At 73.0% G+C, this 15,621-nt stretch carries 12 protein-coding genes; 9 read left to right on the top strand and 3 right to left on the bottom strand.

The window, feature by feature from the left end; all coding sequences use genetic code 11:
- Positions 1 to 153: 153 nt before the first annotated feature.
- Both FKD65_RS12690 and FKD65_RS12685 read left to right on the top strand, forming a co-directional pair.
- Positions 154 to 1,329, top strand: a complete 1,176-nt coding sequence (locus FKD65_RS12690; RefSeq protein ID WP_141586783.1) for a cysteine desulfurase family protein — start codon at positions 154 to 156, stop codon at positions 1,327 to 1,329.
- A gap of 39 nt (positions 1,330 to 1,368) precedes the next feature.
- Positions 1,369 to 2,196 (top strand): DUF1206 domain-containing protein, encoded by an 828-nt coding sequence (locus FKD65_RS12685; RefSeq protein ID WP_240810114.1) that lies wholly within the window; start codon positions 1,369 to 1,371, stop codon positions 2,194 to 2,196.
- Between the two features lie 244 nt (positions 2,197 to 2,440).
- Here the strand turns inward: FKD65_RS12685 and FKD65_RS12680 are convergent, their stop codons facing one another.
- Positions 2,441 to 3,523 carry a DUF695 domain-containing protein gene (locus FKD65_RS12680; protein WP_141577693.1) on the bottom strand — a complete coding sequence of 361 codons (1,083 nt, stop codon included), beginning with the start codon at positions 3,521 to 3,523 and terminating at the stop codon, positions 2,441 to 2,443.
- Between the two features lie 67 nt (positions 3,524 to 3,590).
- Here FKD65_RS12680 and mnmA point away from each other — a divergent pair, with 67 nt between their 5' ends.
- The 4 genes from mnmA (at position 3,591) to FKD65_RS12660 (ending at position 10,305) form a co-directional block, all read left to right on the top strand.
- Positions 3,591 to 4,667 carry a tRNA 2-thiouridine(34) synthase MnmA gene (mnmA, locus tag FKD65_RS12675; RefSeq protein ID WP_141577692.1) on the top strand — a complete coding sequence of 359 codons (1,077 nt, stop codon included), beginning with the start codon at positions 3,591 to 3,593 and terminating at the stop codon, positions 4,665 to 4,667.
- A 48-nt stretch (positions 4,668 to 4,715) separates the two neighbouring features.
- Entirely contained in the window at positions 4,716 to 5,717 is a 1,002-nt protein-coding gene (locus tag FKD65_RS12670; RefSeq protein ID WP_141577691.1) for a methionine synthase, read from the top strand.
- Positions 5,718 to 5,769: 52 nt separating this feature from the next.
- Positions 5,770 to 7,938 (top strand): NAD-dependent DNA ligase LigA, encoded by a 2,169-nt coding sequence (gene ligA / locus FKD65_RS12665; RefSeq protein ID WP_141577690.1) that lies wholly within the window; start codon positions 5,770 to 5,772, stop codon positions 7,936 to 7,938.
- 258 nt (positions 7,939 to 8,196) lie between these two features.
- Positions 8,197 to 10,305, top strand: a complete 2,109-nt coding sequence (locus tag FKD65_RS12660; RefSeq protein ID WP_141577689.1) for a bifunctional diguanylate cyclase/phosphodiesterase — start codon at positions 8,197 to 8,199, stop codon at positions 10,303 to 10,305.
- A gap of 81 nt (positions 10,306 to 10,386) precedes the next feature.
- On the opposite strand, the gene FKD65_RS12655 is transcribed toward FKD65_RS12660, so the two are convergent.
- Positions 10,387 to 10,656, bottom strand: coding sequence for a hypothetical protein (locus tag FKD65_RS12655; RefSeq protein ID WP_141577688.1), 270 nt, complete (start codon positions 10,654 to 10,656; stop codon positions 10,387 to 10,389).
- 186 nt (positions 10,657 to 10,842) lie between these two features.
- Here FKD65_RS12655 and gatC point away from each other — a divergent pair, with 186 nt between their 5' ends.
- From gatC to gatB, 3 genes are read left to right on the top strand one after another with little or no spacing between them, the layout of a single operon-like run.
- Positions 10,843 to 11,142 (top strand): Asp-tRNA(Asn)/Glu-tRNA(Gln) amidotransferase subunit GatC, encoded by a 300-nt coding sequence (gene gatC / locus FKD65_RS12650; RefSeq protein WP_141577687.1) that lies wholly within the window; start codon positions 10,843 to 10,845, stop codon positions 11,140 to 11,142.
- On the top strand, positions 11,142 to 12,641 hold the full coding sequence (gatA, locus tag FKD65_RS12645; protein ID WP_141577686.1) for an Asp-tRNA(Asn)/Glu-tRNA(Gln) amidotransferase subunit GatA: 1,500 nt from the start codon (positions 11,142 to 11,144) through the stop codon (positions 12,639 to 12,641). The genes gatC and gatA overlap by 1 nt, the downstream gene beginning before the upstream one ends.
- A gap of 14 nt (positions 12,642 to 12,655) precedes the next feature.
- The gene (gene gatB / locus FKD65_RS12640; RefSeq protein ID WP_141586781.1) at positions 12,656 to 14,140 is read left to right on the top strand and encodes an Asp-tRNA(Asn)/Glu-tRNA(Gln) amidotransferase subunit GatB; all 1,485 of its coding nucleotides are present in this window, start codon (positions 12,656 to 12,658) and stop codon (positions 14,138 to 14,140) included.
- Positions 14,141 to 14,312: 172 nt separating this feature from the next.
- On the opposite strand, the gene FKD65_RS12635 is transcribed toward gatB, so the two are convergent.
- Positions 14,313 to 15,434: a sorbosone dehydrogenase family protein gene (locus FKD65_RS12635; protein ID WP_168221021.1), complete on the bottom strand. Its 1,122-nt coding sequence runs from the start codon at positions 15,432 to 15,434 to the stop codon at positions 14,313 to 14,315.
- Between the last annotated feature and the right edge of the window lie 187 nt (positions 15,435 to 15,621).

Genomic DNA, 15,621 nt, shown 5'->3' with positions numbered 1-15,621 from the left:
CTGTCTCACGACGCCCCCACTGTACCGGCTGGACGGTATACGGGCCAACAGCGGGGCGCCCGCCGCTATTCCGGCCCCGCCGCGGGCGCGTCGCGGCCGTCCCCGAGGGCCCCGGAGGGGAACACGGGGGGCGTGGATACTGTTGTCCGCGTGGTGACCTACCTCGACCATGCGGCGACCACCCCGATGCTGCCCGAGGCCATCGAGGCGATGACGGCGGAGCTGCGCGAACTCGGCAACCCGTCCTCGCTGCACGCGGCGGGCCGGCGGGCCAGGCGCGTCGTCGAGGAGTCCCGCGAGATCATCGCCGAGGCGTTCGGCGCCCGCCCGAGCGAGGTCGTCTTCACCTCCGGCGGCACCGAGGCCGACAACCTCGCCGTCAAGGGGATCTACTGGGCGCGCCGCGCCGCCGACCCGTCCCGCACCCGGGTGCTCGTCGGCGCGGTCGAGCACCACGCCGTCCTCGACGCGGTCCAGTGGCTCGCCGACCACGAGGGCGCCAAGGTCGACGTCGTCCCGGTGGACGCGGTGGGCCGCGTCGTCCCCGAGGCGCTGAGCGAGGCGCTCGGCTCCGGCGACGACGTGGCGCTCGCCACCGTGATGTGGGCGAACAACGAGGTCGGCACCGTCCAGCCCGTGGCCGGGCTGGCCGCTGCCGCGGGCGAGCACGGCGTCCCGCTGCACACCGACGCCGTCCAGGCCGCCGGGCAGCTGCCCGTCGGCTTCGCCGCGAGCGGCGCGCAGGCGCTGACCATCACCGGCCACAAGCTCGGCGGCCCGATCGGCGTCGGCGCCCTGCTGCTGGCCAAGCCCAAGCCGCCGGTCTTCCTCGACCCGGTCCCGCTGCTGCACGGAGGCGGCCAGGAGCGCGACGTCCGCTCCGGCACGCTCGACGCCCCCGCCATCGCCGGGTTCGCCGCCGCCGTCCAGACCGCGGTCGCCCGCCGCGACGCCGAGGCGCACCGCCTCGCCGGGCTGCGCGACGAGCTGATCGCCGCCGTGCGCGCCGCCGTCCCCGAGGCCGTGCTGAACGGCGACCCGGCCGACCGCCTCCCCGGCAACGCGCACTTCTCCTTCCCCGGCTGCGAGGGCGACGCCCTGCTCATGCTGCTGGACGCCCGCGGCATCGCCTGCTCCACCGGCTCGGCGTGCTCGGCGGGCGTCTCCCAGCCCAGCCACGTCCTGGTCGCCATGGACGCGGGCGCCGAGCGGGCCCGCGGCTCGCTGCGCTTCTCCCTCGGCCACACCACCACCGAGGCCGACGTGAAGTCCCTCGCCGAAGCCATCGGCCCGGTCGTCGAGCGCGCCCGGCGCGCGGGGCTCAGCTGACACTTGTTTGACCGTCCCTTGAACGGGGACAGCGTGCCCGTGACGACGGATGTGAGCCACGGACTCAAGCGGGCGGCGGGACACCCCTGGTTCCACCACATGTCCCGGGTCGGGCTGGTCGCGCGCGGCCTGCTCTACCTCCTCATCGGCTGGCTGGCCCTCCAGGTCGCCTTCGGAGGCGGAGGGAAGGAGGCCGACCGCACGGGCGCGCTGGAGACCGTCGCCGACAAACCGGGCGGCCTCGTCCTCATCGCGGTGATGGCGGTCGGTTTCGCCGCGCTGGTCCTCTGGCAGGTCGCCGAGGCGCTGCTCGGCCGCCCCGTCCCGGACGGCGACAAGGCGACCAAGCGCCTGGGCTCGGCCGGACGCGCCGTCATCTACGCGGTCGCGTTCGCCGGGACCCTGGCGTTCCTCTTCGGCCACCACGGCTCGTCGAGCGACAAGCAGTCCAAGACCTACACCGCGCGGCTGATGGAGGCCCCCGGAGGCCGCTGGCTCGTCCTGGCGGTCGCGGTGGGCTTCGCCGTCTACGGCGCGATCATGCTGGGGAAGGCCTTCCGGCACAAGTTCATGAAGGAACTGAAGTCCTGGGAGATGGGGGAGACCGCCCGCCGCGTCGTCAAGCCCCTCGCGATCGTCGGCTACACCGCCCGCGGCCTCGTGGTCCTCGCCGCCGGTGCCTTCTTCGCCTATTCGGCCATCACCTTCCAGCCGGACAAGGCCCAGGGACTGGACGGCACCCTCCGCGAGTTCGCCGACACCCCCGCGGGCCCGTGGGGCCTGGTGGCCATAGCCTTCGGCGTCATCACCTTCGGCCTCTACAGCTTCTGCGAAGCCCGCTACCGCAAGGTAGACGCCAGCAACTAGCAGCCCTGGGCCTGAACCCCAGATCCCCGGGTCTGAACCTCAGCTCCCCGGGTCTGAACCTCAGCCGCCGGTCACGGGCATGCGCGTGGAGCGAGCGCAGCGAGCGCGACGCGCATGCCCGTCGAGCCGGGCGACCGCAGCGCCACGCACAAACCCGCACGGGCACGAAAACCTCAGCGGTGGCGTGAGGATCGCCCGGCTCGCAACAGGGGTTCCAGGGGGTCGCCCCCCTGGGCTAGCACAGTCACGGCTGGTAGGGGGCTAGGGCTTTCCAGCCTGGGTCGTTGGTGGAGGCCACCTTCGCCTTGCCCTCCGGCCAGCCGGCGGCGAGTTGGTCGAGTTCGGAGATGACGCCCGAGTCGGGGTCGGCGTAGAGGTGGAAGACGCGCAGGCCGTCGCCGGTCTCGCGGACGGCGAGGACGGCGCGGTCGCCGAGCTTGGCGAGCTTCTTCTCGAAGGCGCGCAGCGCGCCCGCCGACGGCTCGACGGGGAGCCGGTCGGGGTTGCTGTTGGCGTACGGGACGGTGATCGCCACGTGCAGGTCGCAGAGCGGGTAGTCCTGCCGGTGCAGGGGGAACCGGGCGCCGAGGCGGGCGGGGTGGCCGCGCGGGGTGCGGCCCTCGCCGGTCAGCCAGGCGGGCTCGGCGAACGGCTCGGAGATCTGCTCCACGACCGCCGGCAGCATGGACGGCGGCAGCGAGTCGATCGGCGCCTCGGTCGCGATCGTGACCTCGCCGACCCAGCGGGCGACGTCGTCCTCGCCGAGCGCCCAGTGCAGGACGTTCAGCGCGACCTGGAGCTGCTGCTCCTCGGAGACGAACAGGAAGTCGGGGTGGTAGGCCGTGATGTGCACGCGGGCGCGGTCGGCGTCGGCGCGCATCCCGAGCCGGACGTACTCCAGGTCGAACTCGTGGTCGCCGAGGATGAGGTCCTGGCCGAGCATCTCGGGGTCGGCCTGGCGGGCCGGGTGGAAGCTCCAGCCCGCGGCCGCGGAGCCCGTCGGCGCGGAGCGCACCCAGCGCTCGGTCAGCCCGCGCAGCTCGGGGTCGCCGCCGCCGGTCACGGTGAGCGAGGGGCTGCGGTCGTCGGCGCCGCCGATCTCCCACTGCAGCCCGGGGTGGATCTTGTGGACCCGGCGCGACAGCTCCTCGATCGTCTCGGCCGACAGGCCCTCGCCGGGCACGGCGTCGGACTCCTCGGAGCGCTCCGGTCCGGCGGCCAGCGAGGCCTCGATCGTCGGGCGGGCCTGCGCCCACCACTCCCAGAACTCGCTGATGGCGGGCGGTGCGGCGGCGGACGCCTCACGCGGGCGGCGGAAGATTCCCATAGCGGCCCCAATCGTACGCGGAAATGACGTCGGGAGACCGGGCCACGCCGCGTACGCTCGAAGGACTATGGCTCTTCGCGTACTCGCCGCCATGTCGGGCGGCGTCGACTCCGCCGTGGCCGCCGCCCGCGCCGCCGAGGCCGGGCACGACGTGACCGGCGTCCACATGGCCCTGTCCAGCAACCCCCGGTCGTACCGGACGGGGGCGCGCGGATGCTGCACCCTGGAGGACTCCCGGGACGCCCGCCGCGCCGCCGACGTGATCGGCATCCCGTTCTACGTGTGGGACCTCGCCGAGCGCTTCCACAAGGACGTGGTGGAGGACTTCGTCAGCGAGTACGCGGCGGGCCGCACCCCGAACCCGTGCCTGCGCTGCAACGAGAAGATCAAGTTCGCGGCGCTGCTGGACCGCGCGATGGCGCTCGGGTTCGACGCCGTCTGCACCGGCCACTACGCGCGGCTGGACGGCGGCGTCCTGCGCCGCGGCGTCGACGAGGCCAAGGACCAGTCCTACGTGCTGGCCGTCTGCACGCCCGAGCAGCTCGCGCACGCGCTGTTCCCGCTCGGCGACACCTCCAAGGCCGACATCCGGCTGGAGGCCGGGCGGCGCGGCCTCCAGGTCGCCGACAAGCCCGACAGCCACGACATCTGCTTCATCGCCGACGGCGACACGCGCGGGTTCCTCGCCGAGCGGCTGGGCGCGGCGCCCGGCCCGATCGTCGACACCGACGGCAACGAGGTCGGCGAGCACGACGGCGCCTACGCCTACACGATCGGCCAGCGCAAGGGCCTGCGCATCGGCACCCCCGCGCCGGACGGCAAGCCCCGCTACGTCCTGGACATCTCCCCGGTGACGAACACGGTGACGGTCGGGCCGCGCGAGTCGCTGGACGTCCACGAGATCACCGGCGAGCGCCCGGTGTGGCTGAGCGAGGCCCCGCGGGGCCCGTTCGGCTGCCAGGTGCAGCTCCGCGCGCACGGCGAGGTCTACGACTGCACGGCCGAGCAGGCCGGGGACGGGCTGCGCGTCCGGCTGTCCACCCCCGCCCGGGGCGTGGCGACCGGCCAGGCCGCCGTCCTGTACGCCGGAGACCGCGTCCTGGCGTCGGCCACCATCGCCGACACCGCCCGCGTCCCCGCCTGACCCGGCTCGCGGCGTCGAGGCGATCGGGGCGCGGATAGGGTCTCCAGGGTGACGAGCTATCCGTGGCAGGCCGGGACGGCGACCGGCGTCGGGTCCTATCCGGGGGACGACCCCGCCGAGGCGCTGCGGGTCGTCCTCGGCGAGCTGCCCGAGCTGCCGCACCTGCCCGAGCTGCCCGCTCGCGGCCCCGGCGCCGACCTGGCGGGGCGCACCGCGGGGCTGCTGGTCGACATGCCCGTGCACCTGGAGCCGTCCGGGTGGCGGTTCTCCGACCGTCCGGGACGCGACACGCTGCGCTCCCGCGACCACCTCGCCCGCGACCTGGACGTCCTGGAGGAGGTCGCGGGCGGCCACGACGGCCCGTTCAAGATCCAGGCGTGCGGGCCCTGGACGCTGGCCGCCTCGATCGAGCTGCGGCACGGCGACCGGGCGCTGAAGGATCCGGGCGCCGTCCGCGACCTGGTCGCCTCGCTGGCCGAGGGCGTCGCCGCGCACGTCGCCGACGTCCGGCGGCGGCTGCCCGCCGCGCAGGTCGTCCTCCAGCTGGACGAGCCCGGCCTGCCCGCGGCGCTCGCCGGGACGGTCCCGACCGCCAGCGGGTTCTCGCGGCTCCGGGCGATCGAGGAACCGGTGGCCGAAGAGGCCCTCCGCACGGTGATCGAAGCGGCGGACGCCTACCCCGTCGTGCACTGCTGCGCCCGGAACGTCCCGTACGGGCTGCTGCGCGGCGCCGGGGCGAAGGCGCTCTCGGTCGACCTGCGGCTGGTGCCGAGGCGCGACGACGACGCGGTGGGGGAGGCGATCGACGCGGGGATCGGGCTGCTCCTCGGCGCGGTGCCCGCGACCGACGCGGCCCTGCCGCCCCTTCGGGCGACCGCCGAGCCGGTGCGGGAGCTGTGGCGGCGGTTCGGGTTCCCGGCCGAGCGGCTGGCGGAGCAGGTCGTGGTCACCCCCGCGTGCGGGATGGCCGGCGCGTCGCCGCGCTACGTCCGCACGGCCCTGAAGCGCTGCCGCGACACCGCCCGGATGCTGTACGAGGCGGCCCTCTGAAGGGAGCGCGCCGGGGTCTCATATTGTCGGTCCCGTTGGCGAGAATGGGGGCATGACCATGAGCGACGGCGTTCCGACCGAGGCGCGGCAGCGCCACAAGGAGCTGAGCGAGCGGCTCGACGAGGCCAACTACCGCTACTACGTCCTCGACCAGCCGACGCTCTCCGACGCCGAGTACGACCGGATGATGCGGGAGATCCGCGAGCTGGAGGAGCGGCATCCCGAGCTGGTCACGCCCGACTCGCCGACGCAGAAGGTCGGCGCGCCCATCGTCACCGACTTCGCGACCGTCGAGCACCTGGAGCGGATGCAGAGCCTCGACAACGCGATGAGCGCCGACGAGCTGGCCGCCTGGGACGAGCGGGTCGTCAAGGAGGTCGGCGAGGTCGCCGGCTACCTGTGCGAGCTGAAGATCGACGGCCTGGCGATCGCGCTGACCTACGAGAAGGGGCGGCTCACGCGCGGCGTCACCCGCGGCGACGGCCGCACCGGCGAGGACGTCACCAACAACGTGCGCACCATCGCCGACATCCCGGCCCGGCTGGCCGGCGACGGCTGGCCCGACGTGCTGGAGGTCCGCGGCGAGGTCTTCCTGCCGGTCGAGGGGTTCGAGCAGGTGAACGCGGCCCAGCTGGAGGCGGGCAAGGAGCCCTTCGCCAACCCCCGCAACGCGGCGGCGGGCTCGCTGCGGCAGAAGGACCCGCGGGTCACCGCGCACCGTCCGCTCGGAATGCTGATCCACGGGTTCGGCGCGTGGCGGGGCGGCAAGCAGCCCGACAGCCAGTCCGGCGCGTACGAGCTGATGCGCGGCTGGGGCCTGCCGGTCAGTGACCGCTACAAGGTCGTCGGCGGGCTCGGCGCCGTCCGCGAGTACATCGCGGAGTACGGCGACGACCGGCACGGCACCGCCTACGAGATCGACGGCGTCGTGGTCAAGGTCGACCAGTTCTCGCTGCAGCGCAGGCTCGGGTCGACGAGCCGCGCGCCGCGCTGGGCGATCGCGTGGAAGTACCCGCCGGAGGAGGTCAACACCAAGCTCCTCGACATCAAGGTCGGCGTGGGGCGGACGGGGCGCGTCACCCCGTACGGCGTGATGGAGCCGATCAAGGTCGCCGGGTCCACGGTCGAGCGGGCGACGCTGCACAACGCGAGCGAGGTCAGGCGCAAGGGCGTCCTGATCGGCGACACGGTCGTCCTGCGGAAGGCGGGCGACGTCATCCCCGAGATCGTCGCGCCGGTGACCGGGCTGCGCGACGGCTCCGAGCGCGAGTTCGCGATGCCCGAGACCTGCCCCGAGTGCGGGACGGAGCTGGCGTACGAGAAGGAGGGCGACGTCGACATCCGCTGCCCGAACGCCAGGAGCTGCCCCGGCCAGCTGCGCGAGCGGCTGTTCTACCTGGCGAGCCGCAAGGTGCTCGACATCGAGGCGCTCGGCTACGTCGCGGCGACGGCGCTCACCCAGCCCCTGGAGCCGAGCGACCCGCCGGTGAAGAACGAGGGCGACCTGTTCCACATCACGGTCGGCCAGCTGCTGCCGATCAGGAGCCTCGTCCTCGACCAGCGGACCGGGACGGTCAAGACCGACCCGAAGACCGGCGAGCCGAAGGCGGTGTCGTTCTTCGCCAACAAGGAGGGCGAGCCGAAGAAGACGGTCGAGATCCTCTTCGAGGAGCTGGAGAAGGCCAAGCGGCAGCCGCTGTGGCGGGTGCTGGTGGCGCTGTCGATCCGGCACGTCGGGCCGTCCGCCGCGCAGGACCTCGCGCGCGAGATGCGCTCGATGGACGCGATCGCGAGCGCGACGGAGGAGGAGCTCGCGGCGGTCGACGGCGTCGGGCCGACCATCGCCGCGTCGATCAGGAAGTGGTTCGAGGAGGACTGGCACCGCGAGATCGTCGACAAGTGGCGGGCCGCCGGGGTCCGCATGGAGGACGAGGGCGCCGCGGGCCCGCGCCCGCTGGAGGGCGTCTCCGTGGTGATCACCGGGTCGCTGGAGGGGTTCAGCCGGGACTCGGCGACCGAGGCGGTGCAGCGGCTCGGCGGCAAGGTGTCCGGCTCGGTGTCGAAGAAGACGGGCTTCGTGGTCGTCGGCGACAGCCCAGGGTCGAAATACGACAAGGCGGTCAAGTTGGGCGTACCGGTCCTCGAGGAGGAAGGGTTCCGGGTCCTGCTGGCCGATGGGCCAGATGCGGCCAAAAATGTAACTATGCGCGCCGAGGCCTAACACGGTGTGGTTACAGGGGTTTCGACCAGGGTTGCGTTACTCAGGGGTACACTTCCACTACCCACCGACGAGGGGTGGGTACGGAAAGGAAATAACGGAACGTACCCAACCGGTTTCGCGAAGTTGAGCAAAGGCCGTACTCTCCCTCACATCACGACCCACACCTGAAATCTCCGGACGTGACACCCGGGGGGCGTCCCCCGAGGTCGGGGACGCCCGGTGCCGGGGGACGGCCCCCCGAAGCCCCCCGAGGATGTGATGAAGGACCCGAACAACACGCGGAACACGGCGCCACGCCGCGGCTCCCCGTTGTGGATCTACTTCGTCGTCGTCATCCTGCTCGGCCTCGCCGCCGGTACCGCCGCGTTCTCCGGGCTGAGCCGCGCCGACCTCGACGCGCTCGTCGGCAACCCCGTCTTCTGGATCCTCGGCTGCTTCATCATCTTCGGCGAGCTGCGCCCGATCATCACGCCCGGCTCCACCGAGAACAACGGCGCCACCACCTCGACCACGTTCTCCTTCGCCGCGCTGCTGTACGCGGGGCTGCCCATCGCCGCCGCCCTCCAGGCCGTCGCCGTGATCACCTGCGGGATCTTCCGCGGCCGGTCCCCGCACCGCATCGCCTTCAACGTCTCCCAGTACACCCTCAGCCTCGCCGCCGCCCAGTTCGTCCTCGCGCTCTCCGGCGACATGGCGACCCCGTCGCGGCTGTGGGTGCCGCACGGCTCCGACCTGCCCGCCATCGCGCTCGCCGGGGCCGTCTACTTCGCCTGCAACGACACCCTCGTCGGCGCCGCCGTCGCGCTGCACGCCCGCGTGTCGCTCCTCAAGGCCCTGCGCTGGGACCTCGCCTACCAGGTGCTCGTGCACCTGGCGCTGCTCGGCCTCGCCCCGCTGATGGTCATCGCGATGGACCGGTCCGCCGTCTTCGTGCCGCTCATCGTCCTGCCGTTCATCGCCGTCTACCTGAACGCGTCGGTCTCGGTCCGGCGCGAGCACCAGGCGCTGCACGACGGGCTGACCGGCCTGCCCAACCGCAAGCTGCTGATCGTCCGCACCGAGGAGGCGCTCGCCGAGGCGCGCGGCGCCGACCGGCGGCTCCCGCGCGCCGCGGGCCTCGGGTCCAGGCGGCGCAAGGCGCTCGACCCGCCCGCCCACCGCGCCGGGCTGTTCCTCCTCGACCTCGACCGGTTCAAGGAGGTCAACGACACCCTCGGGCACCCCACCGGCGACCGGCTGCTCCAGCTCGTCGCGCACCGGCTGACCCACAGCGTCCGCCCCGGCGACCTCGTCGCGCGGCTCGGCGGCGACGAGTTCGCGGTGCTGCTGCCCACCGTGCGGGACGAGGCCGCCGCCCGCGAGGTCGCCGCCCGGCTGCGCGCCGCGCTCTCCGAGCCGGTCCGGCTGGACGGCATGTCGTTCGACCTGGAGGCCAGCGTCGGGATCGCCCTGTTCCCCGACCACGCGCCCGACTTCGAGCTGCTCCTTCAACGCGCCGACGTGGCCATGTACAACGCCAAGGAGGCCCGGACCGGCGTCGAGACCTACTCGCCCGGCAAGGACCGCAACTCCCCGGCCCGGCTCACCATGCTCGGCGACCTGCGCCGCGCCATCGACCGCTCCGAGCTGGAGCTGTACTACCAGCCGAAGATCTCGCTGCACGACGGCCATCTCGTCGGCATGGAGGCGCTGCTGCGCTGGCGCCACCCCGACGAGGGGCTACTCGAACCCGAGGCGTTCCTGTCGGTCGCCGAGCAGACCTACCTGATGCGCTCCATCACCCACTACGTCGTGGAGGCCGCGCTCACCCAGGCCGCCGCGTGGTGGCGGGCCGACATGCCCGTCCAGGTCGCGGTGAACGCCTCGGGGCGCGACCTGCTCGACACCGGCCTCACCGAGGTCATCGAGGAGGGCCTGCTCGCCCGCGGCCTGCCCGCCGCCGCGCTCCAGCTGGAGATCACCGAGCGCATCCTGATGAACGAGCCCGCCTACGCCTCCGACACCGTGAGCGCGCTCGCCGAGCTCGGCATCCCGCTCAGCCTCGACGACTTCGGCACCGGCTACTCCTCCCTCGTCCGGCTCAAGCGGCTGCCGGTCGAGGAGATCAAGATCGACTCCTCGTTCGTGCGGCGCCTGGCCGACTCGCCGGACGACGCGGTCATCGTCCGCTCGATCGTCGACCTCGTCCGCACCCTCGGCCTGCGCTCGGTGGCCGAGGGCGTCGAGGACGCCGCCATCGCCGAGCGCCTCCGCGAGATGGGCTGCGAGGCCGCGCAGGGCTGGCACTTCTGCCGTCCGATGGACGCCGAGACCGCCACCGAGTGGCTGCGCCGCCACGCCCACCGGGCCCCCGAACCCGCGGCCTGACCGGCCCTCCCGCCGCCGGGGCGGCGGTATCCGCGGCAGCCGGCGCAGGCCGGTGCCGGCACCCGCGTCAGCGGGGAGCGGTCAGTAGCGCCGGCGGGCCTGGTACTCCTCCGGGTAGGTCTCGTCGCGCGGGTAGTACTCCTCGCGCACGGCCGCCGGCGGCGGGGGACGGCGGTCGACGGCGCGGCGGGCGGTCATCATCCGCATGAGGCCGACGACCAGGCCGATCAGGCCGCCGACCATCAGGATGACGCCGACGAGCCGGATGTCGATGCCGCTCAGGTCGTAGTCGACCGCGTACGCCAGGATGGCGCCGATAATGATCAAGGCGATGCTGCCACCGATGGTCACGGCGGGCTCCTCTCCTCGTCCCGGGGGTGGACGCAAGCAGTGTTCCCCCCGTACGGGAATGAAACGGACAACCTCGTCGCTCCGCCGGCCCGCCGCGGGCCCGCCCCCGATAAACCGGTCGGGTCGTGGGGCCCGGGGCCCATAGGATGGCCGTGAACCCACTTCATCGCAGGAACGGTTTCTCGAATGTCCGCCATCACCCGCGACGAGGTCTCGCACCTCGCCCGGCTGTCCCGGCTGGCGCTCGGCGACGATGAGCTCGACCATCTCGCCGCCCAGCTCGACCAGATCATCTCCGCGGTCGCGCGGGTGCAGGAGGTCGCCGCGGAGGACATCCCGCCCACCTCCCACGCGCTCCCGCTGACCAACGTCTACCGGACGGACGAGGTACGGCCGTGCCTCCGGCCGGAGGAGGCCCTCGCCGCCGCCCCGGCCGCCGAGGAGCAGCGCTTCCGCGTTCCGCGGATCCTCGACGAGGAGGCCTGATGGGCGAGCTGGTCAGGAAGAGCGCGGCGGAGCTCGGGGAGCTGATCGCCGCGGGCGAGACCTCGGCCGTCGAGGTGGCCGAGGCGCACCTCGACCGCATCGCGGCGGTGGACGGCGAACTCAACGCGTTCCTGCACGTCGACCGCGAGACCACGCTGGCGCAGGCCCGCAGGGTGGACGAGCGGCGCGCCGCGGGGGAGGAGCTCGGCCCGCTGGCCGGCGTCCCCGTCGCGCACAAGGACGTGTTCACCACCACGGACATGCCCACCACCGCAGGATCGAAGATCCTCGAAGGCTGGCGGCCGCCGTACGACGCGACCGTGACGGCGCGGCTCCGGCAGGCCGGGCTGGTGATCCTCGGCAAGACGAACATGGACGAGTTCGCGATGGGCTCGTCCACGGAGAACAGCGCCTACTTCACCTCCCGCAACCCGTGGGACCTGGAGCGGGTCCCGGGCGGGTCGTCCGGCGGGTCGTCCGCGGCGGTCGCCGCGTTCGAGGCCCCGCTGTCCACCGGCACCGACACCGGCGGCTCCATCCGCCAGCCCGCCGCCGTCACCGGCATCGTCGGCATGAAGCCCACCTACGGCGGCTCGTCCCGCTATGGCGTCATCGCGTTCGCGTCCTCGCTCGACACGCCGGGCCCGTTCGCCCGCAACGTGCTCGACGCGGCGCTGCTGCACGAGGCGTTCAGCGGCCACGACCCGATGGACTCCACCTCGGCCGACCAGGCCGTCCCGCCGGTCGTGGAGGCCGCGCGCCGCGGCGACGTCAACGGGCTGCGCGTCGGCGTCGTGAAGGAGTTCGCGGGCGAGGGCTACCAGCCGGGCGTCTCCGCGCGCTTCGCCGAGGCGGTCGAGCTGCTGGAGTCCCTCGGCGCGAAGGTCGTCGAGGTGTCCTGCCCGCACTTCACCTACGCGCTTCCCGCCTACTACCTGATCGCGCCGTCGGAGTGCTCGTCGAACCTGGCCCGGTTCGACGCGATGCGCTACGGCCTGCGCGTCGGCGACGACGGCAGCCGCAGCGCCGAGGAGGTCATGGCGCTGACCCGCGCCGAGGGCTTCGGGCCCGAGGTCAAGCGGCGCATCATGCTCGGCACCTACGCGCTGTCGTCGGGCTACTACGACGCCTACTACGGCAAGGCGCAGCAGGTCCGGACCCTGATCAAGCGCGACTTCGAGGCCGCGTTCGAACAGGTGGACGTGCTGGTCTCGCCGACCACGCCCACCACCGCGTTCCCGATCGGCGAGCGCGCCGACGACCCGATCGCCATGTACCTGGCCGACCTGTGCACGATCCCGGCCAACCTCACCGGCAACGCCGCGATCTCGGTGCCGTGCGGCCTCGCGGACGGCCTGCCCGTCGGCCTGCAGATCATGGCCCCCGTCCTCGGCGACGACCGCGTCTACCGCGTCGGCGCCGCCGTCGAGCGGGCCCTCGAAGACCGCTGGGGCGGCCCGCTGCTGGCCAAGGCCCCGGAACTGGTGGAGGCGAAGTGACCACTCCGGCCCTGATGGACTACGACGAGGCGCTGGCGAAGTTCGAGCCGGTGCTCGGCATCGAGACGCACATCGAGCTCGGCACCGCGTCCAAGATGTTCTGCGGGTGCCCGACGGCGTTCGGCGCGGAGCCGAACACGCAGGTGTGCCCGGTGTGCCTGGGCCTGCCGGGATCGCTGCCCGTCACCAACCACGCCGCGATCGAGGGCATCATCAAGATCGGCCTCGCGCTGAACTGCGGCATCGTGGAGTGGTGCAGGTTCGCCCGGAAGAACTACTTCTATCCGGACATGCCGAAGAACTTCCAGATCTCGCAGTACGACGAGCCGCTCTGCGTCGACGGCCACCTCGACGTCGAGGTCGAGGGCGAGACCTACCGGATCGGAATCGAGCGCGTCCACATGGAGGAGGACACCGGCAAGTCGCTGCACGTCGGCGGCGCGACCGGCCGCATCCACGGCGCCGAGTACTCCCTGGTCGACTACAACCGGGCCGGCATCCCGCTGGTGGAGATCGTCACCAAGCCGATCCCCGCCACCGGCGACAAGGCGCCGCTGGTGGCCCGGGCGTACGCGACGGAGCTGCGCGAGCTGGTCCGGTCGCTCGGCGTCTCGGACGTGCGCATGGAGCAGGGCTCGATGCGCTGCGACGTGAACGTCTCGCTCATGCCGCGCGGCGCGCAGGAGTGGGGCACGCGGACCGAGACCAAGAACGTCAACTCGCTGCGGTCGGTCGAGCGGTCCGTCCGGTCGGAGATCGAGCGGCAGGCGGCCGTGCTGGACGCCGGCGGCAAGATCGTCCAGGAGACCCGGCACTTCCACGAGGAGACCGGCCGCACCACGAGCGGGCGCAGCAAGGAGGAGGCGCAGGACTACCGCTACTTCCCCGAGCCCGACCTCGTGCCCATGGCGCCGTCGCGGGAGTGGGTGGAGGAGCTGCGCGCCTCGCTGCCGGAGCTGCCGGCCGCGCGCCGCCGCCGTATCCAGCGGGAGTGGAACCTGTCCGACCTTGAGCTGCGGGACGTCGTGAACGCCGGGGCCGTCGACCTCATCGAGGCGACGGTCGCGCAGGGCGCCGACGCCCCGGCGGCCCGCAAGTGGTGGATGAACGAGCTGTCGCGGCGCGCCACCGAGCAGGGCGTCGAGCTGGCCGACCTGCCGATCACGCCCGAGCAGGTCGCCCGCGTGCAGGCGATGATCACCGCGGGGGAGCTGAACGACAAGCTGGCCCGCAAGGTGTTCGAGGGCGTCCTCGCGGGCGAGGGCGGCCCGGACGAGGTCGTCGCCGCGCGGGGCCTGAAGGTCGTCAGCGACGAGGGCGAGCTGGCCTCGGTGATCGACCAGGTGATCGCCGACAACGCGGCCGTGGCCGACAAGATCCGCGCCGGGAAGGTCGCCGCCGCGGGCGCCCTCGTCGGCGCCGTGATGAAGGCCACCCGCGGGCAGGCCGACGCCGGCAGGGCCCGAGAGCTGATCCTGGAGAAGCTCGGCGCATCCTGACCCGGTCGGGACAGACCTTCGTCCGACCTGCGCCGTCCGGCCCGGGCGGGCTGCCCGCGCGGCCTGCTCCGGACGGTGTGACCTGCCCGCTGTGACCCGGCCGGTCCGGTCCGGGCCGTCTGACGCGCGCCGCCTGGTCCGTACTGGTCCGTCCTGGGGCGGGCGGGGCGGATCAGGGGAGCGGGAGGTCGAGGATGCGGTCGTCGCCCGGCCTGGGGGTGCCCCGGCCGTCCTTGTTGCTGGTCGTTATCCACAGGGAGCCGTCCGGTGCCCGGACGACCGCGCGCAGGCGTCCGATCCGGCCCTGGAACCGGGCGAGGGGCCGCTCCGCCTTGCCGTCGTGCAGCGGGACCTGCCACAGGCGCTCGCCGCGCAGCGCGCCGACCCACAGGGACCCGTCGGCGTAGGCGAGCCCGGACGGCGACGCCTGGTCGGTCGGCCAGGTCACGAGCGGGTCGGTGAAGCCCGGACGCCGGCCGACGCCCTCGACCACCGGCCAGCCGTAGTTCTGCCCCTTGCGGATCAGGTTGATCTCGTCGATGCGGTTCTGGCCGAATTCGGTGGCGTACATGCGCCTCGCGCTGTCCCAGGCGATGCCCTGGACATTGCGGTGCCCGTACGACCAGACGCGATTGCCGAACGGGTTGCCGGGCGCGGGCTCGCCCCCGGGGGTGACGCGCAAGATCTTGCCCGCCAGGGAGTTCTTGTCCTGCGCCTTGGCTCCGTCACCGGTCTCCCCGGTGGTGATGTAGAGCATCTTGTCGGGGCCGAACGCCAGGCGCCCGCCGTTGTGGATGGAGCCCTTCGGGATGCCGGTGACGATCGGTTCCAGATTGCCGAGACGGCCGTCATAGGTGGCGCGCACGACACGGTTGTCGGACGCCGCCGTGTAGTAGAGGTAGACGAAATGGTCGGTGTCGTAAGTCGGGGAGACCGCGACGCCGAGGAGGCCGCCCTCGCCTTGCGCGTCAACCCCGCGCACGGTGCCGACGGTCGTCTTGCGACCCGCCGGCGTGACGCGCAGGAGCCGGGCGGTGGACCGTTCGGTCACCAGCCCGTCGCCTCCGGGCAGGAACGCGACGGCCCACGGCACGTTCAGGTTGTCGGTGACCGTGCGGGGCATGCCGCCCGGCGCGTCGCTGTCCGTCCCGGACGGGACGGACGAGGCGGGCGGGGTCGCCTGAGGCGGGGTCCGGCCCTCCCCGCCCCCGGACGGCGAGGACGAGCAGGCCGCCGCGACCGCGGCGGCCGGCACCAGGACGGCCGAGACGAGGATGGTCGTGTGCTTTCGCATGAGCGCCTCCCGCAGGTGGTACGGATCCCGGGCGCCCGCCGTTCCCTGCCACGCCGTTCGCCTGCCACGCCGATCGCCCGTCACGCCGTTCCCCGTCATGCGGTCGCCTGACACGCCGATCCCTGTGACTCAGCGTAACCCCGGGCAGGGACCCCGAACCGGGGAGAACCGGCTTTCGGACGTCCCA

Source organism: Actinomadura sp. WMMA1423 (genome assembly GCF_006547145.1).
Lineage (GTDB): Bacteria > Actinomycetota > Actinomycetes > Streptosporangiales > Streptosporangiaceae > Spirillospora.
The sequence above is the reverse complement of the archived record's forward strand: the minus strand, read 5'-3'. Positions and strand labels throughout refer to the sequence as shown.